Consider the following 24,438-nt stretch of genomic DNA (forward strand, 5'->3'; position numbering starts at 1 on the left):
ATTTCAACAAGTAGTGAAGCTACCTGAGGAATTCTTCTTTAACGCTTATCGAGTTTTCTAGTAATAGCATCCCCGATGAATTGGAATATAAATACGATAAGTACGATAATAATCGTACACCATAACACAACATCAAAGTCACGACGCTGAAACCCGAAATAATAAGCATAGTTTCCAAGTCCACCTGCCCCAATCGCTCCAGCCATAGCGGTATATCCTATCAAAGCAATTGTTGTAACAGTTATTCCAGACACGAGTGCCGGTTTTGATTCAGGTAATAAAACTTTAAAGATTATTGTTCTTGTCTTTGCTCCCATTGCTTTTGCGGCTTCCACTACACCTTTATCCACTTCAATAAGTGCAATTTCTACTAATCGTGCATAGAATGGAGCAGATCCAATAATAAGTGCTGGCAAAGCAGCATTAGGACCACGAATCGTTCCCATTAGAAAATCGGTAAACGGGAATAGCAATAAAATTAGTATAATAAATGGTATAGCTCTGAAGATGTTTACAAAGGCTGCAACAATATTATTCACAACTCGATTTTCCCAAATATTACCTTTTGAAGTTAGGAATAATAGTAACCCAAGCAAAATCCCAAAAATTGCTGTTCCTACCATTGAGATAAGTGTCATGTAGAACGTCTCATAGGTTGCTTCGATTAAATCTTCTATTTTGATCCCTTCAAATAAACTACTTAGCATGTTGAATTACCTCCAATTCAACAGACTCTTGACTCTCGATAAAGCTTCTAGCTCGTTCAATTTCACTGTCGTTCCCCGTTACTTGAACTACCAATGCTCCATAGCTGCCTGCTTGTGTCTGTGTGATATTTCCTTGGATAATATTTAAATCTACAGAAAATTGTTTAGCTATCTGACTGATTAAGGTTTGATTTGTAGTCTCCCCTAAGAAATGAATTCGATATAAAACCCCATTCGGATAATTTTCAACGATCGTTGACATATCACTATCCTCATTAGAACTCATAACCTGTTCAACGAACTTTCTAGTCACTGATTGTTTCGGATTTGTAAACACATCTAGGACTTGTCCCTCTTCTACTACTTTTCCTTGCTCCATTACAGCTACACGATTACAAATTTTACGAATAACATGCATTTCATGGGTAATTAAGATTATCGTTAAATTTAATTTCTCATTAATGTCTTGTAATAATGATAAGATCTGATTAGTCGTTTCTGGATCTAGAGCAGAAGTAGCTTCATCACATAGTAATACTTTAGGGGAATTCGCTAGGGCTCTAGCAATTCCAACACGCTGTTTTTGTCCGCCGCTTAATTGTGAAGGATATGATTTCTCTCTACCTTCAAGACCAACTAATCCAATTAATTCTTTTACTCTACGTTTTCTTTCTTGCTTATCAACACCAGCAATTTCTAAAGGAAACCCAATATTGTCCTCTACCGTACGTGACCATAATAAATTAAAATGTTGAAATATCATACCTATATCTTGTCGTGCAACACGAAGATCACTTTTATTTAATTCCGTGATTATTTGATCTCCTATTGTTACTTTTCCAGATGTAGGTTCCTCTAGTCGATTTATTAAACGTACAAACGTACTCTTTCCGGCTCCACTATAACCGATTACGCCATAAATATCGCCATCTTCAATATTGAGGGTCAATGAGTCTACAGCTTTGATGTCTTTTTTATTTAATGAAAATACTTTACTTAACCCTTCTATGGATATCAATCTTTATTCCTCCTCTTACTCTCCAACAACCATTTCGTTTAGTTTCTCCAAAATTCGTCAAAATAAAAACGCCTTTCTGTAAGAGAACAGAAAGACGTACGTACTTATCGTATATCGTCTGACGTTCTCTCATCTTTCATTTTCTGCAGGAATTGGCACCTTTCATTAATTATGAAGGTTGCCGCGGTTTCAAAGGGCCAGTCCCTCCACCGCTCTAGATAAGAGATATCATATTTTTAATGGTTATTTTTAATTAATTCAGTGTACCTATCTTAGCACGCGCTTATAGGACTGTCAATCAATAAATTACGTCGCATTTGAAAATAATTCTGGTTGATATTTTATCAAATAATCATATATATTTGCAGTTGAATAAAACGTATATATTCTTTCGACAATTTCCCCATTTTCCATAAATAATAAGCATGGTACACTTTCAATTTGGTTGTTCTGCATATATTCAGGGTGAATAGATGCGTTTATTTCGTGAAAAATGTCTTGTTGGTGAAGTCGTTCAATATTATCCAACATCGCCCTCGCAACCGAACAAGTTCCACAAAATGGTGTGTAAATATATATCACACCTCGTTCCATTTGTTTATTCCATTCCTTCATAATATATCACCTTTATCGTTCTTTTCTTTATATTAAATAAGATGGGTGGACTGTAAATCTCGCTCCGATTAATACATTAGCTAAAACTTTCATAGGTGTAGCCGCAACTTCGCGATACTCACTGCTCACATAAATATGTTCTGCATGAGGTAATTCCCTCGCTAATTGTTTTCTCAATTTCATACCAGAAGGGTCCTCATCTACTAATATATAGACATCTTTTTCATCTAATTGATACGTTTCTAGTAGTTCATCTAGTTTTTCAACACCTAAAGTCCCATTTGTACAAACGATTATAACATGATCATCAATGATTTTTTCAATCTGTCGTTTATCCGACAAACCTTCTACAATTATTACTTTATTAGATTCATTTGTCATCATCGCATAGCACTCCTTATGTAAGCAAGAAACATGCTTATTTAGCACGACTTGATTTGGAATAAAGATCTCCCATAAAACTTATGATAATTCGATTCTCAAAACACTTAAACCGTCTTCACTGATACATTAATCGAAATATAAGCTAGTATTTGTATATTATCATTATATGATAAAACAAAGGCTGACTATACACAAATAACGTGTAATTGTCAGCCTAAAAATTAGTCTTGAATAAACGCCTCGTATTTCTCTGCAGATAATAATTCTTCAAGTTCCTTTTCGTCGGATGGTTCAATCACAATCATCCAAGCTTTTTCATATGGAGATTCATTAACATACTCTGGGCTATCTTCCAACTCATCGTTGATTTCGACTACTTTTCCACTTACTGGTGCATAGAGTTCAGATACTGTCTTTACAGACTCTACACTCCCAAAGGGTTCATCAGCTTTTAACTCTTCCCCAATTTCAGGAAGTTCGACAAACACAATGTCTCCCAATTCATCTTGAGCAAAGTCTGTAATCCCGATGCGTAATTTCCCATCTTCTTGTTTTACCCATTCGTGCTCTTTAGAATACAATAAATCTTGTGGCAAACTCATAAACAATCCCTCCAAATTATCATTCCATTTTAACTATACAATCTATAATATCATTTTTCTAGTTAAAATTACTTCCAAACCTTTTCAAAGGAATCTTCTTTAAACCCAATTGTTAGATTTTTCCCGTCCGTAACAATCGGGCGTTTAATTAGCATACCATCCGAACTTAATAAATCTGCTATCTCTTTCTCGGATAACTGATTGACTTTATCTTTAATATTAAGTTCCCGATACTTTTTCCCGCTTGTATTGAAAAATTTCTTTGCAGGAAACTCACTGATATCCATCCAATTTTGAATCTGATCAGAAGAAGGAGTCTCGTTCACAATATGTATTGCTTCATAGTCTATTTGATTATCATCAAACCATTTTTTTGCTTTCTTACATGTGCCACAATTAGGATACCAATAAAATTTTATAGCCATCATATTCCTCCTACATGTTTTCTTATCGTGGACATTTTACCACATTTGCATCCTTAATACATCTCGTAGGTAAGAGTTTAAGGAAACAAAAACACCCCCAAATGAAAACGTATTTCTCATTTATAAGTGAATTATTTCGATTATTATTTATTCATATTTTGTATATTTGCTATTGTTCCACCATCAACCCGAAGATCTGTTCCTGTTATATAAGATGCTGCATCACTAATTAAGAAATTAACGGCAGTCGCGATCTCCATCGGTTCTCCTTCTCGTTGTAGGGGAGTATGTTCAAGCATTACCTTCATTTGTTCCTGTTTAGAGGATTCTTGCCTTCCCATTGGAGTATTAATTGTTCCTGGTGAAACCGATACAATTCGCGCACCTTTTTGCCCCCATTTCCACGCTTGGTCTTCTACCATTACTAAGACACCTAACTTAGACAAACTATATGAAGTTCCTGAATTCCCCTGTGCGATTTGTTCCATTGCTTCAACCAAATTTGGTGCAAGTGGATTTTTTAGTATTTCCATATATGGCCCTTGTTTCGGTATCATATGACCACTCATAGAGGAGATACATACTGCTACAGTATTAGCCTCTGCTATTTGGATGAATGAGTCCAAAATATTTGCAGTTCCTAATAGATTTACTTCCGCAATTTTTTTTGAATCTGCCATTGTTGGTGATAACCCTGCAGTATTGATTATCGATTTTAAAGATCCTAGAGATTTTGTTTTTTCAACTAAATCTTGAATATTTTCTTTGTTGGTAATATCGACAGTTTGATAATATACATCATTAATTCCTTTTGTTGATAATTCTTCCTTCACCTGGATAAGACGTTCTTCATTCACGTCTGCTAGGAGTACCGTTCCTTTCTTTCCTACTAATTCAGCAATGGACTTTCCCATGCCACCTGTTCCTCCCGTAATTACATAAACATCAGACATTGATTGACCCCCTAAAAATATTTACTATATAATTATTTTAAACTTAACTGTAATTGCTTACAAACTACATTTTGGAATAGAATGTCCATCTGACTATGACTTCTAACTAGGAAGTGATTGAATGAATAATCTCTCAACTCGTTCTGTTATAATAAATACTTTCTTAGATTTATTAAATAATACTCCTTTTGAAAAACTAACTGTAAAACAAATAGTAGATAAAACTGGTATTAGTCGTTCGACGTTTTATCTGCATTTCTATGATAAGTATGATCTTATGGAACAAGTAACAGAAAATATAATCGACGAGTTCCTTTCGCATTATCAATCTAATTCAAAAAAACAAATGGAGAAAATTGAGTTTGATCTTGTAAACAATTCAACTTTAGGTATTTGCTTACATATTTTGGAATTTAAAAGTTTTTATAAGGAGCAGTTTAATAAGTCAAAATTTATCCATTTATTATGCGAGTCTTTATATAATCATTTACTAAACATTTATTCTTATGAAGGTTATGCCATATTTGCAAGCTACGGAACGGTAGGTTATTTATCAAAATGGGTATACGAAGGATGTGAACGAAGTCCAAAACAAGTGGCTGTTGAATTAGCTAATATTGGTACGACAAATTGGACCAGACATACCGCACAAAACTTTTAATTCACTCAATTATTTGTATTGTGTAAAAAACACAACAAATAGACTAGAATGAATTCTGTTTATATATGTTACACTATTACTATAATAGACCGGCTTCACATGAGGGTGCTAGGTACACACATTTCCTTTAAAGGTATTTCCTTTGAAGGGGGGTGGTGCCTATGGATATGGAAGGCGTATTGACGCTTATGATTTCTTTTGGAACACTGATTGCGTTTATTATGTCCGAGATCAACCAAAAAAAATAACCCCTCATGTGCTTTAGCCCGGCGCTGAGGGATTATTGCCTTCGGTGTGCCTTCCCCGCTTTTGGGGTTGGTCTATTGGAAGTCGTCTCATGTTTAGTTACATGAGACGACTTTTTATTTATCGTCTTACTCTCTATCTATAATATACCATATTTTAATTATTATGATAAGTAAAATTTAAACTAGAACTTATTGGTCTTCTTTTGTTGGCCCCATAACACCAGGTACAGATAAACCAGCTTGTCTTAATAACACAGTCATTTGACCACGATGATGTGTTTGATGATCAACCATCTTTCTTAGTATCGCACCACGAGGGATAGGTGTACCAAAACTGTCCACTTGTTCATTTAACGCTTCATCAGTAAGTTGTTGTTCTACCTGATCTTTTACCATCTGAACCATTTTATTATATGCTTCTGCTATGTCTTTCGCTTTTTCAGGGACTTGATCTGGATCATGTGACAAATCAATATCCAGGCCAACTAATTTCCCAAAAAAAGCAGGACTGTTAACTAAATGCCAACCTAACCAACCAAGTGTACTATGATTTTCAACAATAGATTGATCAAGTTTTTCATCTGTTAAATTGTTGATTACTTTTGCTGTACCATCTGCGGATTGACTCCATTCATTCAAAAAATCAGTTACTCTACGATACATTGTAATTTTTCCCTCCCGTTCATATTCATAACTGTATGCTACCACATTTCGTATTTTAATATCCAATCATCTACTTTAATTATTTGAGTGACATCACGTCATCTACAGCGTACAATAGTAACATACATAAATACAGGAGGAAAAAATTAAAGAATGAGAACAATACACAAACAATGTGCAAAAATCGCCAATAGTAATATATTTTTAAATATTATTATTGGACTTATTATATTAAATGCAATTTTGGTCGGATTAGAGACCTATCCTTTTTTTGCGCAATTTTCTACCTTTATTATTTGGGCAGATTGGACATTACTAACAGTTTTCACTCTCGAAATTATTATTCGTTTAATTGGCAGTTCCACTTTGAAAAGTTTCTTCACCGAACCATGGAATGTATTTGATTTAATTATAGTGTTAAGCAGTATCATTCTAGCTGGTTCAAGTTACGTAATGGTGTTACGAATACTACGTGTGCTTCGTGTATTGAGAGCGATATCTATCATTCCTTCATTAAGAAAGATGGTCAATGCCTTGCTGCTAACAATCCCTTCAATGGGTACGATTATGCTTTTATTAGGGTTATTTTTCTATGTATATGGAGTTATTGGCACAATGTTATTCCAATCAATTTCTCCAGAGTATTTTGGATCACTTCATCGTACGTTATTGACACTCTTTCAAGTAATTACGCTTGAATCATGGGCAAGTGGGGTGATGTATCCTATACTAGATCAAGATCCGACGTCATGGTGGTATTTTGTTACATTTATTTTAATTGGGGCATTTGTCATTATCAATTTATTTGTAGGTGTTGTTGTGAATAATGTGGAAGAAGCAAGTCGTGAAGAGTCTCCTTCTCCTACTGATATTAAATTAGAAAAAATGGAAAAAGACATGGAGGAAATTAAAAAATTACTTAAACAACAGCATAAAGATTAACCATGTAAAGACCCAACTCTAAAGTGAGATGGGTCTTTTAACTTAGAATTAAATTACATATTTCTCTTCCTCAATAATTCGAGCTGCTATTTCACGTTTTTTCTGTACAACATTAATTGGTGTATGACGAGTTAGTTTACGTAATGATGAAAGCATCATTCGAAGAGTATCACCATCTTCTACTGTTACAAGAATATCTTTCGCCTCTGCCTCAATACGATTAAATGCTTCTTGTACATAGACCTCTGTATATAGTAGCTTTTGTTTCGATTTTTCTTCACCAACTTTAGAAATTGCCTTTTCTGTACGAAGAATTGCTGACTCCATATTAAATACTTCTGCAACCATATTAGCAAGGTTAACAAGAATTTCTTGTTCACGATCTAATTTTTGACCGTATTTTTGTGCTGCCAGGCCAGCTCCTAGTAAAATCATTTTCTTCGCATTTTTGAGTAAATATTTTTCTTGTTCTAGTGCTTCTGTTCCTATCTCTTCAGGCATCATCATCATTAATTCTTCTTGCAAACCTTGTGCTTTTTGTAATAGTGGCAACTCACCTTTTAATGCTTTCTTAAGTAGTGTACCAGGAACTAACAGACGGTTAATCTCATTCGTACCTTCAAATATACGGTTAATGCGAGAATCACGATATGCGCGTTCCACTTCATATTCCTGCATAAATCCATATCCTCCATGCATTTGTACAGCTTCATCAACTACATAATCTAATAGTTCTGTAGCCATATATTTTGTCATGGAACATTCAATCTGATATTCGGCAATTGCACGAGCAACTTCTCGCCCATCTTTTAATTGCTCATCTGTCAATGCTCCCATCCGTTGTTCAAATAATCCAACTGTACGATAAACTGAACTTTCATTTGCATAAATACCTGCTGCCATTGTCGCAAGCTTTTCTTTTGTTAGATTAAAGCTAGAAATTGGTGTATTAAATTGTTTTCTTTCATTTGTATACTTCGAAGCTAATTCAATCGCGCGTTTGGATCCACCAACTCCACCTACAGCAAGTTTATAACGACCAACATTTAAAATATTAAATGCGATAACATGACCTCGCCCTTTTTCTCCTAATAAGTTCTCTACTGGAACTTCTGCATCTTCCAAAACTAGTGTACGAGTAGAGGAACTCTTAATTCCCATTTTCTTTTCCTCCGGACCAGTAGATACGCCAGGATATTCTCTTTCTACAATAAATGCTGTAAAATGTTCTCCGTCAATTTTTGCATAAACTACGAATACGTCAGCAAATGCAGAGTTTGTAATCCATTGTTTTTCACCATTAAGGATATAGTGCGTACCTGCGTCATTTAATTTTGCAGTTGTTTTTGCTCCTAAAGCATCTGACCCAGAACTTGGTTCAGTTAATGCATATGCTGCTAAGAGCTCTCCAGTGGCAAGTTTTGGCAAGTATTTTTCTTTTTGTACTTCATTACCGAAAAACACAATAGGCAAAGAACCGATTCCAACATGTGCCCCATGTGTTACAGAGAACCCACCTGCACGTGAAAACTTCTCTGTAATTAAAGAAGAGCTAATTTTATCTAAAGCAAGCCCGCCATATTCTTCTGGTACGTCAGCTCCAAGTAATCCTAAATCTCCCGCTTTCTTCAATAAATCAACAGAATGCTCAAACTCATGGTTCTCCAAATTATCAATTTTTGGCACGACTTCTCCTAAAACAAAATCTTCTGTAGTTTTTGCTATCATCTTGTGCTCATCTGTAAAATCTTCTGGTGTAATAATGTCTTCTCCTGTTATATCCTCAACTAAAAATGCTCCACCTTTGAATATTTTTTCTTTTGTTTCACTCATGTTTTTCTCCCTCTCCATTATTGGTTTTTTTAAACTAAAGTAATTCGAATACTCCAGCAGCTCCCATACCGCCACCAATACACATCGTAACTACACCAAACTGTTCATTTCTTCGTTTCATTTCATGCATTAATGTCAAAGTAAGTTTGGTCCCTGTACAGCCCAATGGATGTCCTAGGGCAATTGCTCCACCATTTACATTCACTTTATCCGTATCTAAATCTAAAGCTTGAATTACGCGTAAAGATTGAGAAGCAAAAGCTTCGTTCAATTCAAACAACCCAATATCTGATAATTCGAGTCCTGCTATTTTCAATGCTTTCGGAATTGCTTCTACTGGACCCACACCCATAATTTCTGGTTCAACACCTGCAACGGCAAAGGAGCGAAACTTCAATATTGGAGTTAAACCTTCCGCTTCTGCTTTTTCTCTTTCCATTAATAATACCGAAGCAGCTCCATCACTCATTTGCGAAGCATTTCCTGCAGTTACAGATCCCTTTACATGAAATGCAGGTCGTAATTTACTTAAGATTTCGGAAGTTGTTCCTACACGTACACCTTCATCTTGATTAAAAGTGAAACTTTTCTTTTCTACTTTGTTCTTATTACCAATTAGCCTTTGACTTACTTCAACAGGTACAATTTCGTCCTTAAATTTCCCTTCTTCTAAAGCTTTGGCTGCTCGTTGATGACTTTGAACTGCAAAAGCATCTTGATCCTCTCTTGATATACTAAAACGATTTGCTACTTCTTCTGCTGTGTGCCCCATTCCCATGTAGTAACCTGGAGCACTTTCTACTAGTTTAGAATTCGGCTTTAGTACATGTCCCCCCATAGGTAACATGCTCATTGACTCTGCTCCACCAGCAATAATCGTATCGCTTGCACCAACCATAATTCTTTCAGCGCCGTATGCAATACTTTGCAGTCCTGAAGAACAATAGCGATTTATTGTAATTCCTGGAACATCATTTTTCAGTCCTGCAAGACCCGCAACATTTCTTGCCATGTTCATTCCTTGTTCTGCTTCAGGAGTTGCACATCCGATAATGACATCATCAATATTCCCATTGTAATCCCCAGCGCGCTTTAATGTTTCTTTTATTGTTAATGCTGCCAAATCATCTGGACGAACATTTGCTAGTGAACCTTTATTAGCTTTTCCGACTGGTGTTCTCGCACCAGCAACAATAACTGCTTCCTTCACGATTTATCCCCCTTTATCGATTAGTTACGTAATGGTTTCCCTTTAACTAACATGTGTTGCATACGTTGTTGTGTCAGTGGTTCAGCTATTAGACTTAAAAATGCCTCACGTTCTAGGTCAAGCATTACTTGCTCATCTATTTCCGTACCTTCTTTTATTCTTCCCCCTGATAATACATAAGCCAATTTCTCTGCAATTTTCACATCATGTTCCGAAGCATATCCACTAAATTGCAATGACTTTGCTCCCATTAACATCGCTGCATAACCAGCATCACCAACAACCGGAATTTTCTCACGTTGGGGTTTCTTATAACCACCATCATATAAACTGATAACTCTTTGTTTAGCATCATATAGAACATGATCTGGGTTAGCACTTATTCTATCGTTACTATTTAAAAATCCATTTTCAATTCCTTCTGCAGCTGAAGTAGAAACTTTAGCCGTTGCTACTTTCTCAAAAACATTATTCGCAACTTTAGTTAAATCAAAGTCTATTCCTTTAGGCATATGACGAAGTTCTTTTAAATAAAGTTCTTTCGTTCCACCGCCTCCAGGAATTAAACCAACACCAAATTCTACGAGTCCAATATAAGTCTCCGGAGAGGCTTGGATAGCTGCTGCAGGTAAAGACACTTCTGCACCACCACCAAGAGTCATGTTAAAAGGTGCTACAACTACTGGGCGGTCGGAATACTTAATATTCATTGTCATGTTTTGAAACTGACGAATGACCATATCTAATTCAAAGAAATTATCATCTTGTGCTTCCATTAACATCATCGCTAAGTTAGCCCCAACACAGAAATTCTTTCCTTGGTTCCCTATTACAAGACCTTTATAATTTTTATTCACTTCTTCAACTGCAAAATTAACCATTTGTATAATATCTAAGCCAATGGCATTACTTTGGGAATGAAATTCTAAAAGCGCAACACCATCACCCATATCAATTAAACTAGCACCAGTATTTTTCTTAATGACGCCTTTTTGTTCCTTTAATGAGCGAATGTTTATCTCTTTATCATTAACAACTTGTTGTTTATACTCACCATTATCATAGTAAAGAGTATTTCCATTATCCTTTTGATAAAAGGTTTCATACCCTTTATCCAACATATTTTTGACCCAAGTTGGAATAGCTTCTCCTTCTGCTTTCATTCGTTCAACAGAATCTCTAACTCCAATCGCATCCCAAGATTCAAATGGGCCTAACTCCCAACCAAACCCCCACTTCATAGCTTGGTCAATCGATACGATGTCATCTGCGATTTCTCCAAGTAACTCTGCCGAATATAACAAGCTAGATTTTAGTACTGACCAAACTAAGTCACTAGCACGATCTCCCTTAGCGTCTACAAGCGCTTTCAATTTGCGTTTAGAACCTTTTTGTTGCTTTGCCATTTCAACAGCAGCTGACTTTAATTTCTTTCGTTCTTGAAACTCCAATGTTTCTGGAATGATTTCATAAATTTTTCCGTCTTTTTGTTTTTCGTAAAATCCTTTACGTTTTTTTGCTCCAATCCAACCTTTTTCTATCATTTGACTTACAAAAGCTGGAATCTCGAAGACGGCTTTTTCTTCTTTATGATTCACCTGGTCATAGACATTTTTTGCAACATGGTAAAATGTATCAAGTCCTACTACGTCGAGCGTCCGGAATGTCGCACTCTTCGGTCTTCCAATTAATGGACCTGTAACAGAATCCACTTCTCCTACACTATAACCGCCCTTTTGCATTTCACGGACAGTTACTAATAATCCATATGTCCCAATACGATTAGCAATAAAATTAGGTGTATCTTTTGCTTCCACAACACCTTTTCCTAACACATCTTCACTGAATTGCTTCATAAATGATAGAACGCTAGAATCAGTGTGTTGTGTCGGAATTACTTCTAACAGTTTCAAGTATCTTGGCGGATTAAAGAAATGTGTCCCAAGGAAGTGTTTCTTCATATCTTCAGAGCAATCTTCAATCATGGCTTCAACAGAAATCCCCGAAGTATTTGAACTAACAATCGTACCTTCTTTTCGATATTTATCTACGTTAGTAAACACTTTTTTCTTTATATCAAGATTTTCAACAACTACCTCGATTATCCAGTCCACTTCAGATAATTTTTCGATATCATCTTCTAAATTACCAATGTGAATTAGATTTAAACTCTGTTTTGTTGTAATTGGTGAGGGTTTTTGTTTCGATAATTTCTTTTTACTTTGCTCAGCGATTCTATTTCTTACTTTTCGATCTTCTAATGTTAATCCTTCAGTCTCTTCTTCTTTCGTTAATTCATTTGGTACAACATCTAGCATTGTTACTGGTATTCCGATATTTGCTAAATGAGCTGCAATACCCGATCCCATGACACCAGATCCTAATACTGCTGCACTTTTTATGGAATATGTCACAAATTTCTCCCCCAATCCTATTTGAATGAACGTTCATTCATTTTTGTGTAAAAAAATAAAAGACATTTACATATCCTTATTTATAACTATAAATCAATATCAGATATTTCGCAATAAATTTAATTGATTTTTTGTAAAGGGTTTCTTTAGAAGTTTTACTTATTCGTAACGATTCCTATTTACATTTCTTAATCATTACGCTATTATAATTAGGTACAATTATTTACAAATCGAATCAATTCCATATGAAACTAAATTAAAAAAGGAGGATTCTTATGAAGTCCCCTGTCGTATCTATGCACAATCTTAATTTTCGTTATGATACAAGAATCGTTTTAGACAATATAAATTTTGAAATCCCACAAGGTGCATTTATGGGATTAGTTGGACCAAATGGTGGAGGTAAAACTACTTTAATTCGTTTAATATTGGGCCTTAGTAAGGCAGATAATGGAACAATTGAAGTCTTTGGACAGCCCATTCAAAAATTGAAAGATAAGAATAAAATTGGATTTGTATCTCAAAAAGCAAATTCCTTTAATAAGGGATTTCCAGCAACAGTTTTTGAAGTTGTCTCATCAGGTCTTACGTCGCAAATTGGCTATTTTCGCTTCCCGTCAAAAAAGCATAAACAAAAGGTCTATCATGCAATAGATCAGGTAGACATGACCGAATATGCTCATGAAAACATCGGCAATCTTTCTGGTGGCCAACAACAGAGAATATTTATTGCTCGTGCACTTGTTAGTGATCCAGAGCTCCTTATTCTTGATGAGCCCACTGTAGGGATAGATTATGAACATGTTCGTAGATTCTATGAATTATTGCATGAACTTCATCAACGGCACAATAAAACATTACTCTTAGTAACACATGATACAGGTACGATGACAGAATACGCTACTGATATAGTGTGTTTAAATAAAACATTGCACTTCCATGGTAATCCGGAAGAATATGCTTCACTTACAGAAAAGGACTTCTCCAATTTTTATGGACATCCGGTTAATCTAGTAAGTCATCAGCATTCATAATTGGAGGGGTGAAATATGCTTATAGATTTTTTACAATATCCTTTCTTACGATACACGTTTTTAACTGGTATTTTAATAGGTTTAATTGCTCCTTTACTCGGAACATTTATTGTCGTTCGTAGATTATCTTTGATAGCAGATGCGTTATCTCATGTAACACTTGCAGGAATCGCCTTCGGTCTTATGGCGGAAAAAAAATTCGGTTTGATGCTCTCACCTATCTATAGTGGGATGGTCTTTTCCGTAGCAGGTTCTGTCTTAATTGAAAAACTCCGAACCGTATATAAAGCATATCAAGAAATTGCTATTCCGATTATCTTGTCTGCTGGAGTAGGATTAAGTGTTATTTTTATATCAATAGCTGACGGGTTTAATAATGATTTATTTAATTATTTATTTGGATCTGTTTCTGCTGTTAGCCAAAACGATTTTACATCAATATTAATCATCTCAATTATTGTTGTATCTATCATTATTTTATTTTACAAAGAATTGTTTTCATTATCTTTTGATGAAGAACAATCAGTAATATCAGGGCTACATGCAAAATGGATTCATTTACTTTTTATTGTCTTAACAGCATTAGTGATTGCTGCATCTATTCGAATTGTTGGGGTATTACTGGTATCTGCTCTAATGACATTACCAGTAGCAGCTAGCATGCGTTTAGCCAAAGGTTTTAAACAAATGATACTGTACTCCGTTATTTTTGGGGAATTATCTGTTATACTTGGAATAATTTCAGGGTACTATTTAGATATCCCTCCAGGTGGTACAATAGTAATGATAGCTATTATCATATTATTAGTAGCTATAGGAATTAAAAAGCTTCAATCTAAGTAAACGGGGGCTATAACATGAATCTTCAAGAAGCAATGGGCGTTTTAAAAGATAAAGGTTATAAAGCAACTGGTAAAAGAAAAGACATTTTAGAGTTTTTCGAAGATGTCGATGGTTATCGTTCTGCAAAAGACCTCATATCTCATTTAGAAAAAAGTTTTGATAGTGTAAGTTTTGATACCATATACCGTAATCTACATTTATATCACTCTCTTGGTATTTTAGAGTCAACTGACTTAAATGGTGAAAAACATTTTCGTATGAATTGTACGCACCATCACCATCATCACTTTATATGTAATGAATGTGGTAAAACAAAAGAGATACAAATTTGTCCAATGGATTCTGCAGAAAAATCATTGACGAATTATGTCATTGAAGATCATAAATTTGAAATATATGGACTCTGTCCATTATGTAAAGGTGCTTAATTTGCTAAAATTCACCATATAACATTTCCTATTCTTACTTTTCCATGTATACTACGTTTAGATACTATTTCTGGGAGAAGTGAATGATGGATAAAAAGAAAATGGGGATATTACTACTTATAATAGCTAGTACTGCTTTTGTTTTATTTGTAGTAATGATGCAAGATCAATTTAATAATCCAGAATTTGAAAATCATGGGCACTCTAGGGCAAAACAAACAGACGAGCATGATAACAAACCTCAAAATGTAGTTATTGATGAAGAAGATAAGCAACAGGAAGAAACTGATGATAAAGAGAAAGAAGACTCTAACGATGGAAGCGATAGTGAGTCAGAACCAGATGAAACTGTAGAAGAAGATCGAATCGTTAATGCAGACTTATTAAATGTTCGGAGCGGTCCAAGTACAGACCATCAAATTTCTGGAACATTAGCTACTGGTGATATTGTAAAAGTGTACGATGATGGTAACGAGTGGATTGAAATAGAGTATGAAAATATTACAGGGTATGTTAATCGAAATTTTCTAGACCCGATTGATAATTAAAATGTAAAATCGACCAGCTATCCTTTTGTAGGAATTTCTGGTCGATTTTTTTAATAATGGCTCGACGACTAATTTCTATGCTAATACCTCTTGCATTACTTTACTTTCTTCGTGCTCTAGCATATTTTTAAGAATAACCTCGTCAATTTCTTTATTCATTTGATTTGATAATTCTTTTGATGCAGGTGCTTCCCCTACAATAAATATTTTTTTCCAATCTCTGTCCTTCGCCTGTTTATCTAATTTACCTGCAATACTTTTATACCAACGCTGTTGGTTCGCTTCATATCTTGCTTCAAAGTGATCCTTTTGTAAATTTCCAGAACCAAGACCTGTAGTAGAATTCCCTTGACGTGGCCCTTGCATTGTTCTCCAAGTTTCCTCTTCTACATCTAATTCATAGCCTACAGTATCTTTAAGCATATTTAAGTTTGTGTCTAGTAGTTTAATATAATTTTGCTGAACTAGAATAATCCCTGTTTGTGGATATTTTTCTCCGAGGATTTTCAATTGATTTAGCTCAGGGGTTTCCTGCCAATAAAATTCATCATCTAATCTCATTTGTACACGTTCAGCAAACCAAATCGATTCATCAGCTGTAGCAAATACAATAAGGCCTCTCTTTAAACTTTTTTCATATTCCTTAATGTAATCATCTACTTTCTGTTTTACTTCTCGAAAGTTCTCTAATTCTTCTTTATTATCTCCCTCTTCAAGGTATTGTTCAAAATTCCTCATTCCATTTTTAAGATGAATCTTCCATTCTCCACCTTGTTGATCCGGATCACTTAAATCTGTATTTAGATACATCGTAAATATTTTGTTACTTCCTTCTGTCTGCATATATTCAAGTTTTTTTATCTTTTTCTGAATATCCAAGATAGGACACCTCCTAAAATGATTGTACTTGTTATGTAACCGTCATAACGAAATACTAAACTTCATATTTTAGGTAGTTGAATGATTATTTATAGCAGCTAAGAAGATAAAGTGTAATTATGATCTATCTATCATAGCCATTCACGTTAAATATCTACAGTTGGTGGAAAAATCAATGTTTGAAAAATATAAAAAGCTTCGCAGTAGAGTTATTCTACACACGAAGCTTTTATAATCCTTTAAGCTATTTTTGTTATTTTAACTCGTTTAATTTGGAAGCCATCTTTTTCAATAAGTGCAAATTCATGTCCTTCATATTCCATAACAGTGCCAACATCAGCTTCTAAATTATGAGTAAAGAACCATCCACCAATTGTATCTACTTCATCGTCTTCTAAATAGATATTTAAACGTTGATTAATTTCATCTAAACTTAGTCTTCCTGATACAAGGAATGTATTTTCATCTACCGATTCAAAATCCGGAGTTTCATCTTCATCAAACTCATCACGAATATCTCCAACAATTTCCTCTAGAATATCTTCTACCGTTACTAATCCTGCCGTACCACCATATTCATCATTCACGATCGCCATATGAATACGTTCTTTCTGCATTTTTAGTAAAAGTTGTTTTATTGGTGTAGCCTCGGAAACATGGATAATTGGACGAATAAACTGTTCAATAGAATTTGGTTTGTCATTATCTAATTGTCCAGTAAAGACTTCTTTTAAATTCACTAATCCAATAATATTATCCTTGTCTTCATCAGCCACAGGATACCTCGTAAATTGTCCTTCACGAATGATCTCCAAATTTGCCTCGAAACTATCTTCTTTTGAGAAATATACCATTTCCGTACGTGGCACCATAATTTCTCTTGCTACTCTTTCATCAAAATCAAAAATGTTATTCACGTACATCATTTCTGATTGATTAATTTCACCACTTTTGTAACTGTCTGCTAGAATAAGTCTTAATTCCTCTTCTGTGTGAGTATCTTCATGTCCACTCATTGGCTTAAGCCCAACTGCTTTGGTAAGCAACCTTGCTGAACCATTTAAGAACCAAATAAAAGGGAAAAGTAATCGATAGAACCAAGTTAATGGCCTTGCAACGAATAATGTGACTTTTTCTGCCTTTTGAATTGCTAATGTCTTCGGAGCAAGCTCCCCAACAACCACATGTAGAAATGTTGCAAAAGCAAACGAAATTGCAATAGAAGCTGTTGTAACGACAGCGCTACTTAAATTAAAATCCTCTAGTACTGGGTGCAACATCCGTTCAAAAGTCGGTTCTGCTAAACGTCCAATACCGAGTGCAGTGATTGTGATACCCAACTGACAGGCAGATAAGTATTCATCTAAATGTGTCACTACCCTTTTTGCATAAATAGCACGTTTCTTACCTTGTTCTATATGTGGTTCTAATTGCGTACTTCGAATTTTAACAATAGCAAATTCTGACATTACAAAAAAAGCGGTTAATGCGATTAATATTGCAACCGCAGTTAAATTAATAATCGTCGATATGTCCAATTAAGATCCCTGTACCAAGAATGGCACAAGGATTTCACCTCCTGATTTACTTTAAAATAATTCTGTTAGTAATAAGCACGTTGGTGATTCAACCAAATAGGTAGAATGACAGCCTCAGTGCAATGTCTGATGTTGTTATTCACTTTTACCTTCCCATGGAATCACCCTCTCTCCTATTCAATATTATAATCTAAATACCTTCAGCATGTCTAGAATATAGATAGAAAATCAAGAACGGTGAATTACCTGTTTAGAAATAAAATTATGCGGACTCGAATCAATATTATTAAAATGATTCAAGTCCGCTTTCCAAAATTTAAGTTACTTAGAACTGTTATCTTTTTTTATTATTTTCAAGAAAGAAATCATTAAGAAAATTATTATAATGGTAAATGGTAATGCTGAGGTCAATGCAGCGGTTTGCAGTGCTTCTAAACCACCAGCTAATAGTAGAACAATTGCAATAGCAGTAATTAACATTCCCCACACAATCTTTGTCACAAGTGCTGGATTCAAACTTCCTTTCGAAGTCATACTACCTAAAATATAAGTAGCCGAGTCTGCGGAAGTCACAAGGAAAGTAAATATGAGAAAAATAGCTGATACAGACATTAATGTACTTAATGGTAAAGTACCAAATGTCTCGAATAAAGCCACTGCTAAATCTTCATCCACAGCTTCTGCTATCATTGTACCATTATTCAGATCACTAATTAATGATGTCCCGCCAAATACAGCAATCCATAAACAAGCAATAACAGGTGGAACTACTGTCACACCAAAAATATATTCGCGAATGGTTCTACCACGTGAAACTCTGGCTACAAATGCTCCTACAAATGGTGACCACGATATCGCCCATGCCCAGTAGAATATCGTCCATTCTGTCACCCAAGAATCTCCAGTATATGGGGTCATTCTCAAACTATAATGTACAAAATTTGTAATGTAATCTCCAATCCCTAATACAAAAGATTCAAGATAAATACAGTTGGTCCCATAATAAATACAAATAATAACAGAGCAAGACATAAAGTTAGATTTAATGTACTAAGCCATTTCATACCTTTTTTCAGACCGGTGGCGGATGATATCAGATAAACAAGCAACATGGTAACCGCAATTCCTATCTGTACCCATATTGAATTTGAAAGTCCAAATACAGAATTTAAACCACCATTCATTTGCATAATCCCTAATCCTAATGAAGTAGCTACTCCCATCACGGTTGCGATAACTGCGAATGAATTAACCGTGTTAGCAGTTAAGCGATTCTTTCCAACTATTGGTTCAATTGCTGTAGATATTAGACCATTTTTATCTTTACGAAACTGATTGAATGCTATAACTAGACCAACTAATGCAAAAACCGACCATTGACTAATTCCCCAGTTAAAAAATGAATAACCCATAGCGACACGGGCAGCTTCCTCTGTTTGTGCTTCTAATCCAGGAAAGGGTGTATTAAAGAAGTGATTCATTGGTTCTGCCACACCCCAGAAAACGAGACCAGAACCAAAACCAGTCGAGAATAGCATTCCAATCCAAGCGAAGAAGGAATATTCAGGCTTTGAATCAGCAGGGCCAAGCTTGATTTTGCCGTACTTACTGAAAGCGAGCCATACTAAAAATAGAATGAATACAAAAACAGCAAGTAAGTAAAACCATCCAAAATTAATGGTAGTAAAATTAAATAATCTATTAGCAACAGACTCAAATTTTCCCGGAGTTATAGCTCCTATAATTACTAGTATTAATATAAATATAGAGGATACAAAAAATACTGGATTTATAAACTTATGTTTATTCATCAGTTAGTCCTTTCTTGGTTTTTTATGTATGATAACGATAACTTATATATATCCGATTATTAAATGACTTAAACCATATTTCGCCTGATCATGGTGTATTGGTTCATAAAGTAAAAACTCTTTCAATGGTTTTTTTCGTTCATCCAATGGAATGTTAGTACCATGAAGCTATAACTTAAATGCCTTTGAATAAACTTAGATATCTACGGAAAAATATAAAAAACCATAAGGGAAATTTCCCTTATGGTTTTTTTCAATATTATAGTTTATTTAACGTACACTACGTACATGCCCACTAAATTTGTCTGCCCAGTAACCGCTCGTCATGTCAGCAACTGCAAGACCAGTTGAATTTTGTGCACCAATAAATTGTCCTCCACCTAAGTAGATACCAACGTGTCCATTTGTTTTATACGTATCAAAGAATACGATATCCCCAGGCTGCATATTGCTAGCAGATACTTTCGATCCAGTGCTAGCTAATGCTGAAGTACTTGATGGAATTGAAATTCCTCCCTGAGCAAAAGCCCAAGAAACAAATCCAGAACAATCAAATCCGCTTGGTGATTTTCCACCCCAAACATATGGTGTTCCTAGATGATTAAACCCAGCATTAATTGCTGTACTTACACCACCAGATCCAGAAGTTCTTGTTACATTATTATTATCTGATTTTGAATCTGTTCCAACACTAGCACTTGCTACTGTTGTATTTGGTGCAGGTGAAGTAGCAGTACTTAAACTTCTTTCAACATCCTTTTCTAAGGTAGCCAATTTAGAGTCTTCAACTTCTAGTTCATTTTTCATTGCCACTAGGTTGTCTTCTTTTTCTTTCAAGTCGTCTTTCTTCACTTCATTCTCTGACTTCTGTTCTTCAATTGTTGCAAGCATCCCTTTAATTTCAACTTCCATTTCTTTTAAATCATCAAGTTTAGAAACTACTTCATCTTGTTTTGTTTCCACTTCTTTTTTATCTGCTTCTTGTTGTTCAATTAAAGATGTATCTGAATCAGTAATTTTATTGACAGCTTGTACACGGTTAATGAAATCACCAAAGTCTTGTGCTCCAAAAATTACTTCTAAATATGTAATCTCTCCACCACTTTGCTGTAAAGATATAGCGCGTTCTTTTAAGATTTCATAACGCTTTTCAATTGCCTCTTCTAACTCTGCAATTTCTTTTTCTAACTTCTCAACTTCAGCTTCTTGCTCTGAAATCTTGTCCTGAGTTTCATCCATTTTGTTTTCATTTTCTTTTAGTGCTTTATCCACACGTTCAATTTCTTTATTAAGTTCCTCTAACTCAATAAGTACATCTGCTATCTCGCTTTCGGCATCAGATAAATCTGCTTTAATAGCATCTCGATCTTCTTGAATTTGTGATTGTTGTGATTCTAAATCCTCAATTGTTTCTGCATGTGCGACACCTGTGAACAAAGTACTGCTTAACCCAACTACAGTTGCCGTAGTTAATGTAAATATTACCTTTTTCAACATTTTTTCCTCGCTTCCCTATTACACTGCAATTCTCTAAGACTATTTATGTATGATTGTGAGAAAGTCCTATGCAGTTTTATATATTTAAACACATTATGTATATTTTCTAGGTAATATGAAGTATAACATTGGAAAATGTCATGCATATTATAGAAATGTTACAGTTATATTTCAATTTCGACAAATACTGCCACGACAGTCAAAAAAATCTGTTCACTATTAAAATGGTGAACAGATTTTTTCTTATTTATTTGTAAGAACTTGTAAATTGTTCGGTTTCGGTTGAACCTGCTAATGCTATAGTAGAAGCATTACCACCAGAAATGACTTGTGCAACTTCATCAAAATAACCTGTTCCTACTTCTCTCTGATGTCTTGTAGCTGTATACCCGTCTTTCTCACTTGAAAATTCCGCTTGCTGTAATTCGGAATAAGCTGCCATACCGGATTGTTTATACTTTTTAGCTAAATCGAACATACTGTAATTTAAAGCATGAAAACCTGCTAATGTTACAAATTGGAATTTATAACCTAATTTTCCTAACTCTTTTTGGAAATCTGCAATCTCTTGATCTGAAAGTTTTTTCTTCCAATTAAATGATGGTGAACAATTATATGCGAGTAATTTATTAGGAAACTTTTCGTGTATAGCTTTAGCAAATCTTCTAGCTTCCTCCATATTTGGTTCTGATGTTTCACACCAAATCAAATCAGCATAAGGAGCATATGCAAGCCCCCTTGATATTGCTTGCTCGATTCCTGGCTGTGTTTTATAAAAACCTTCTATCGTTCTCTCTCCAGTAAGAAATGAATGATCATATTCATCTATATCACTAGTTATCATATCCGCTGCATTTGCATCTGTACGTGCGATGATAATAGTTGGTGTTCCCATCACATCTGCTGCAAATCTGGCTGCAATTAAATTCCGAACTGCATTCTGTGTTGGTAACAACACTTTACCTCCTAAATGACCACATTTCTTTTCAGAAGATAACTGATCTTCAAAATGAACAGCCGCAGCCCCCGCTTCAATCATTGATTTCATCAATTCAAACACGTTTAATTGTCCTCCAAAACCCGCTTCTGCATCCGCTACTATAGGAGCATACCAATCAATATCATTCTTACCTTCAGAATAATGAATCTGATCCGATCGTTGTAGTGCTTGATTGATTCTTTTCACTACCTGAGGGACACTATTTGCGGGATACAGACTTTGATCAGGATACATTTCTCCTGCTATATTTGCATCAGCAGCAACCTGCCATCCACTTAAATAAATTGCTTTAAGTCCCGCTTTCACTTGTTGAACCGCTTGATTTCCGGTAAGTGCACCTAAAGCATTTACATAGTCTTCTTCATTAATTAATTTCCATAACTTCGAAGCACCTCGAGTCGCTAAAGTATGCGTTATATCAATAGACCCTCTAAGACGTATTACATCTTCTGCTTTATATGGACGTTCAACCCCCGCCCATCGAATATCCTCTTCCCAGTGTCTTGTTAAATTCTCTACTCTTTTATTTGTCATTTACATATCCTCCTTCATTTAATTGATGATAAGCTGGTAAAGTTAAAAATTCTTCAAATTCTTTTTGTTTGATTAAAGATAAAAATAGATTAGTAGCCTCGTATACGTGTTCCGATTCCATATTTTCTGTTCCTAAGTTTTCTTCAAATAGAACTACTTCATCTACCATATCCTTGACTAATTTAAAAGTGATTTGTTGTTCATTATCCATAATTGCTTCATTTTGTATCCACTGCCATATTTGTGCCCTCGATATTTCAGCTGTTGCTGCATCTTCCATTAGATTATTAATTGGAACAGCCCCACGCCCTGATAACCAGGCCGCCATATATTGAATTCCAACGGTAATATTTGTACGCAACCCTTCTATAGTTATTGGCCCAGTCGGTAGCTGTAAAAGATCATTTGCTGTAATGTGTATATCTTCTCGTTTTCTATTAATCTGGTTAGCTGCAGGCATACCTAAATCAAAAACATCTTTTACTAGTTGAACCATACCTGGATGCGCTACCCATGTCCCATCATGCCCATCACGTACTTCTCGTTCTTTATCTTTTTTTACTTTCTCAAATGCTTGACGATTTAATTCTTTATTATTCTTCACAGGAATTTGAGCAGCCATTCCACCAATTGCATGCGCGTTTCTTCGATGGCAAGTTTGAATTGCTAATAAAGAATACGAGCGCATAAAAGGAGTTTCCATCGTTACCGTCGAACGATCAGGTAATAGCATAGCAGGATCACTTTGATTCTTTTTAATGAAACTAAAAATATAATCCCATCTACCACAATTCAAACCTGCTGAATGATGGCGTAGCTCATATAAAATCTCATCCATTTCAAATGCAGCAGTAATTGTTTCAATCAGCACAGTAGTTTTAATTGTTCCCTGTGGAATACCAATTTCGTTTTGGGCAAAAACAAATACATCATTCCAAAGACGCGCTTCTAAATAATTTTCCATTTTAGGCAAATAAAAGTATGGTCCAGATCCGCTCCGTATTAATTCTTTGGCATTATGGAAAAAATACAATCCAAAATCTACTAAACTAGCAGACATAGGCTCATTTTCAACTTTAATGTGTCGCTCTTCGAGATGCCATCCCCTAGGCCGAACAATTAGTACAGCCGTTTTATCATTCAAACGATATTCTTTTCCCCGGTTATCAAAAAAATCAATTTCTCTTCGAATTGCGTCTTTTAGATTACGTTGTCCCTGCATCATATTCTCCCAAGTTGGAGAACTAGCATCTTCAAAATCTGCCATAAAAGTATTAGCACCTGAATTTAAAGCATTGATGATCATTTTTCTATCTACAGGTCCAGTAATCTCGACTCTTCTATCTTTTAAATCTTTTGGTACTGGATCAATTTCCCAATCTGATTCTCGTATATGTTTGGTTAGTGATAGAAAATTTAACTTTTCTCCATCAGCCAATCTTTTTTGTTTTTCTTGTCTTTCATCAAGTAATTCTTTTCTTCGCTGATTAAAATGTTGGTGTAATAAAAACAAAAACTCTCGCGCTTCAGTAGTTAGAACATCTTCGTATTTTACTTTTGAAGAACTTTGTAGTATAGATACATCATTCATAAAATAACCTTCACCACCTGTATTATAATAATAAATAAATATCAATTTTTGTTATATAAC

General features: G+C 34.9%; 22 protein-coding genes, 1 pseudogene and 1 riboswitch. Of the genes and pseudogenes, 6 read left to right on the plus strand and 17 right to left on the minus strand.

Annotated features, from left to right (window positions below; all coding sequences use genetic code 11):
* Nucleotides 1-38 precede the first annotated feature (38 nt).
* The 7 genes from AQ616_RS18670 to AQ616_RS18700 all read right to left on the minus strand — a co-directional run bounded on the left by AQ616_RS18670 (nucleotide 39) and on the right by AQ616_RS18700 (nucleotide 4,704).
* A complete protein-coding gene (locus AQ616_RS18670) occupies nucleotides 39-707 on the minus strand; it encodes a methionine ABC transporter permease (RefSeq protein WP_017797500.1) in 669 nt (222 codons plus the stop codon).
* Entirely contained in the window at nucleotides 697-1,725 is a 1,029-nt protein-coding gene (locus AQ616_RS18675; protein WP_017797501.1) for a methionine ABC transporter ATP-binding protein, read from the minus strand. Before AQ616_RS18675 ends, AQ616_RS18670 begins: the two co-directional genes overlap by 11 nt.
* Before the next feature lie 126 nt (nucleotides 1,726-1,851).
* Nucleotides 1,852-1,950, minus strand: a riboswitch (SAM riboswitch).
* 81 nt (nucleotides 1,951-2,031) lie between these two features.
* Nucleotides 2,032-2,340 (minus strand): thioredoxin family protein, encoded by a 309-nt coding sequence (locus tag AQ616_RS18680; protein ID WP_017797502.1) that lies wholly within the window; start codon nucleotides 2,338-2,340, stop codon nucleotides 2,032-2,034.
* A 27-nt stretch (nucleotides 2,341-2,367) separates the two neighbouring features.
* Nucleotides 2,368-2,724 carry a ribonuclease M5 gene (locus AQ616_RS18685; RefSeq protein ID WP_017797503.1) on the minus strand — a complete coding sequence of 119 codons (357 nt, stop codon included), beginning with the start codon at nucleotides 2,722-2,724 and terminating at the stop codon, nucleotides 2,368-2,370.
* A 221-nt stretch (nucleotides 2,725-2,945) separates the two neighbouring features.
* Nucleotides 2,946-3,326: a glycine cleavage system protein GcvH gene (gene gcvH / locus AQ616_RS18690; protein ID WP_017797504.1), complete on the minus strand. Its 381-nt coding sequence runs from the start codon at nucleotides 3,324-3,326 to the stop codon at nucleotides 2,946-2,948.
* Between the two features lie 68 nt (nucleotides 3,327-3,394).
* A complete protein-coding gene (locus AQ616_RS18695) occupies nucleotides 3,395-3,751 on the minus strand; it encodes an arsenate reductase family protein (protein ID WP_017797505.1) in 357 nt (118 codons plus the stop codon).
* 143 nt (nucleotides 3,752-3,894) lie between these two features.
* The gene (locus AQ616_RS18700) at nucleotides 3,895-4,704 is read right to left on the minus strand and encodes an SDR family oxidoreductase (protein ID WP_069686571.1); all 810 of its coding nucleotides are present in this window, start codon (nucleotides 4,702-4,704) and stop codon (nucleotides 3,895-3,897) included.
* A 121-nt stretch (nucleotides 4,705-4,825) separates the two neighbouring features.
* Between AQ616_RS18700 and AQ616_RS18705 the strand changes: the two genes are divergently transcribed.
* Entirely contained in the window at nucleotides 4,826-5,365 is a 540-nt protein-coding gene (locus AQ616_RS18705) for a TetR/AcrR family transcriptional regulator (RefSeq protein WP_069686572.1), read from the plus strand.
* Between the two features lie 437 nt (nucleotides 5,366-5,802).
* On the opposite strand, the gene AQ616_RS18710 is transcribed toward AQ616_RS18705, so the two are convergent.
* Nucleotides 5,803-6,276: a DinB family protein gene (locus AQ616_RS18710; protein WP_069686573.1), complete on the minus strand. Its 474-nt coding sequence runs from the start codon at nucleotides 6,274-6,276 to the stop codon at nucleotides 5,803-5,805.
* A gap of 153 nt (nucleotides 6,277-6,429) precedes the next feature.
* Here AQ616_RS18710 and AQ616_RS18715 point away from each other — a divergent pair, with 153 nt between their 5' ends.
* Nucleotides 6,430-7,218 carry an ion transporter gene (locus AQ616_RS18715; RefSeq protein ID WP_017797507.1) on the plus strand — a complete coding sequence of 263 codons (789 nt, stop codon included), beginning with the start codon at nucleotides 6,430-6,432 and terminating at the stop codon, nucleotides 7,216-7,218.
* A 48-nt stretch (nucleotides 7,219-7,266) separates the two neighbouring features.
* Here the strand turns inward: AQ616_RS18715 and AQ616_RS18720 are convergent, their stop codons facing one another.
* The 3 genes from AQ616_RS18720 to AQ616_RS18730 are packed head-to-tail and all read right to left on the minus strand — an operon-like array spanning nucleotide 7,267 to nucleotide 12,675.
* Nucleotides 7,267-9,051 (minus strand): acyl-CoA dehydrogenase family protein, encoded by a 1,785-nt coding sequence (locus tag AQ616_RS18720; protein ID WP_069686574.1) that lies wholly within the window; start codon nucleotides 9,049-9,051, stop codon nucleotides 7,267-7,269.
* Nucleotides 9,052-9,085: 34 nt separating this feature from the next.
* Nucleotides 9,086-10,261 carry an acetyl-CoA C-acetyltransferase gene (locus AQ616_RS18725; protein ID WP_017797509.1) on the minus strand — a complete coding sequence of 392 codons (1,176 nt, stop codon included), beginning with the start codon at nucleotides 10,259-10,261 and terminating at the stop codon, nucleotides 9,086-9,088.
* A gap of 20 nt (nucleotides 10,262-10,281) precedes the next feature.
* Complete coding sequence (locus AQ616_RS18730; RefSeq protein ID WP_084822512.1) at nucleotides 10,282-12,675, minus strand: 3-hydroxyacyl-CoA dehydrogenase/enoyl-CoA hydratase family protein; 2,394 nt, start codon at nucleotides 12,673-12,675, stop codon at nucleotides 10,282-10,284.
* Nucleotides 12,676-12,950: 275 nt separating this feature from the next.
* Here AQ616_RS18730 and AQ616_RS18735 point away from each other — a divergent pair, with 275 nt between their 5' ends.
* The 4 genes from AQ616_RS18735 to AQ616_RS18750 all read left to right on the plus strand — a co-directional run bounded on the left by AQ616_RS18735 (nucleotide 12,951) and on the right by AQ616_RS18750 (nucleotide 15,528).
* Nucleotides 12,951-13,709 (plus strand): metal ABC transporter ATP-binding protein, encoded by a 759-nt coding sequence (locus AQ616_RS18735; RefSeq protein ID WP_017797511.1) that lies wholly within the window; start codon nucleotides 12,951-12,953, stop codon nucleotides 13,707-13,709.
* 15 nt (nucleotides 13,710-13,724) lie between these two features.
* Nucleotides 13,725-14,552 carry a metal ABC transporter permease gene (locus tag AQ616_RS18740; RefSeq protein ID WP_017797512.1) on the plus strand — a complete coding sequence of 276 codons (828 nt, stop codon included), beginning with the start codon at nucleotides 13,725-13,727 and terminating at the stop codon, nucleotides 14,550-14,552.
* Between the two features lie 14 nt (nucleotides 14,553-14,566).
* A complete protein-coding gene (locus AQ616_RS18745) occupies nucleotides 14,567-14,980 on the plus strand; it encodes a Fur family transcriptional regulator (RefSeq protein WP_017797513.1) in 414 nt (137 codons plus the stop codon).
* Between the two features lie 86 nt (nucleotides 14,981-15,066).
* Entirely contained in the window at nucleotides 15,067-15,528 is a 462-nt protein-coding gene (locus tag AQ616_RS18750) for an SH3 domain-containing protein (RefSeq protein ID WP_069686575.1), read from the plus strand.
* Nucleotides 15,529-15,603: 75 nt separating this feature from the next.
* Here the strand turns inward: AQ616_RS18750 and AQ616_RS18755 are convergent, their stop codons facing one another.
* From AQ616_RS18755 to aceB, 6 genes and pseudogenes are all read right to left on the minus strand, one after another.
* Nucleotides 15,604-16,407, minus strand: a complete 804-nt coding sequence (locus AQ616_RS18755) for a VLRF1 family aeRF1-type release factor (RefSeq protein WP_017797515.1) — start codon at nucleotides 16,405-16,407, stop codon at nucleotides 15,604-15,606.
* Between the two features lie 239 nt (nucleotides 16,408-16,646).
* Nucleotides 16,647-17,945: a hemolysin family protein gene (locus tag AQ616_RS18760; protein ID WP_017797516.1), complete on the minus strand. Its 1,299-nt coding sequence runs from the start codon at nucleotides 17,943-17,945 to the stop codon at nucleotides 16,647-16,649.
* A gap of 321 nt (nucleotides 17,946-18,266) precedes the next feature.
* Nucleotides 18,267-19,756: pseudogene (locus AQ616_RS18765) on the minus strand (BCCT family transporter).
* Nucleotides 19,757-20,026: 270 nt separating this feature from the next.
* Entirely contained in the window at nucleotides 20,027-21,253 is a 1,227-nt protein-coding gene (locus AQ616_RS18770; protein ID WP_069686576.1) for a C40 family peptidase, read from the minus strand.
* A gap of 247 nt (nucleotides 21,254-21,500) precedes the next feature.
* Nucleotides 21,501-22,787 (minus strand): isocitrate lyase, encoded by a 1,287-nt coding sequence (aceA, locus tag AQ616_RS18775; protein WP_069686577.1) that lies wholly within the window; start codon nucleotides 22,785-22,787, stop codon nucleotides 21,501-21,503.
* Nucleotides 22,777-24,378: a malate synthase A gene (gene aceB / locus AQ616_RS18780; RefSeq protein WP_069686578.1), complete on the minus strand. Its 1,602-nt coding sequence runs from the start codon at nucleotides 24,376-24,378 to the stop codon at nucleotides 22,777-22,779. The genes aceA and aceB overlap by 11 nt, the downstream gene beginning before the upstream one ends.
* Nucleotides 24,379-24,438 lie beyond the last annotated feature (60 nt).

Origin of the sequence: Oceanobacillus sp. E9 (genome assembly GCF_001741975.1) — a bacterium.
GTDB lineage: Bacteria > Bacillota > Bacilli > Bacillales > Amphibacillaceae > Oceanobacillus > Oceanobacillus kimchii.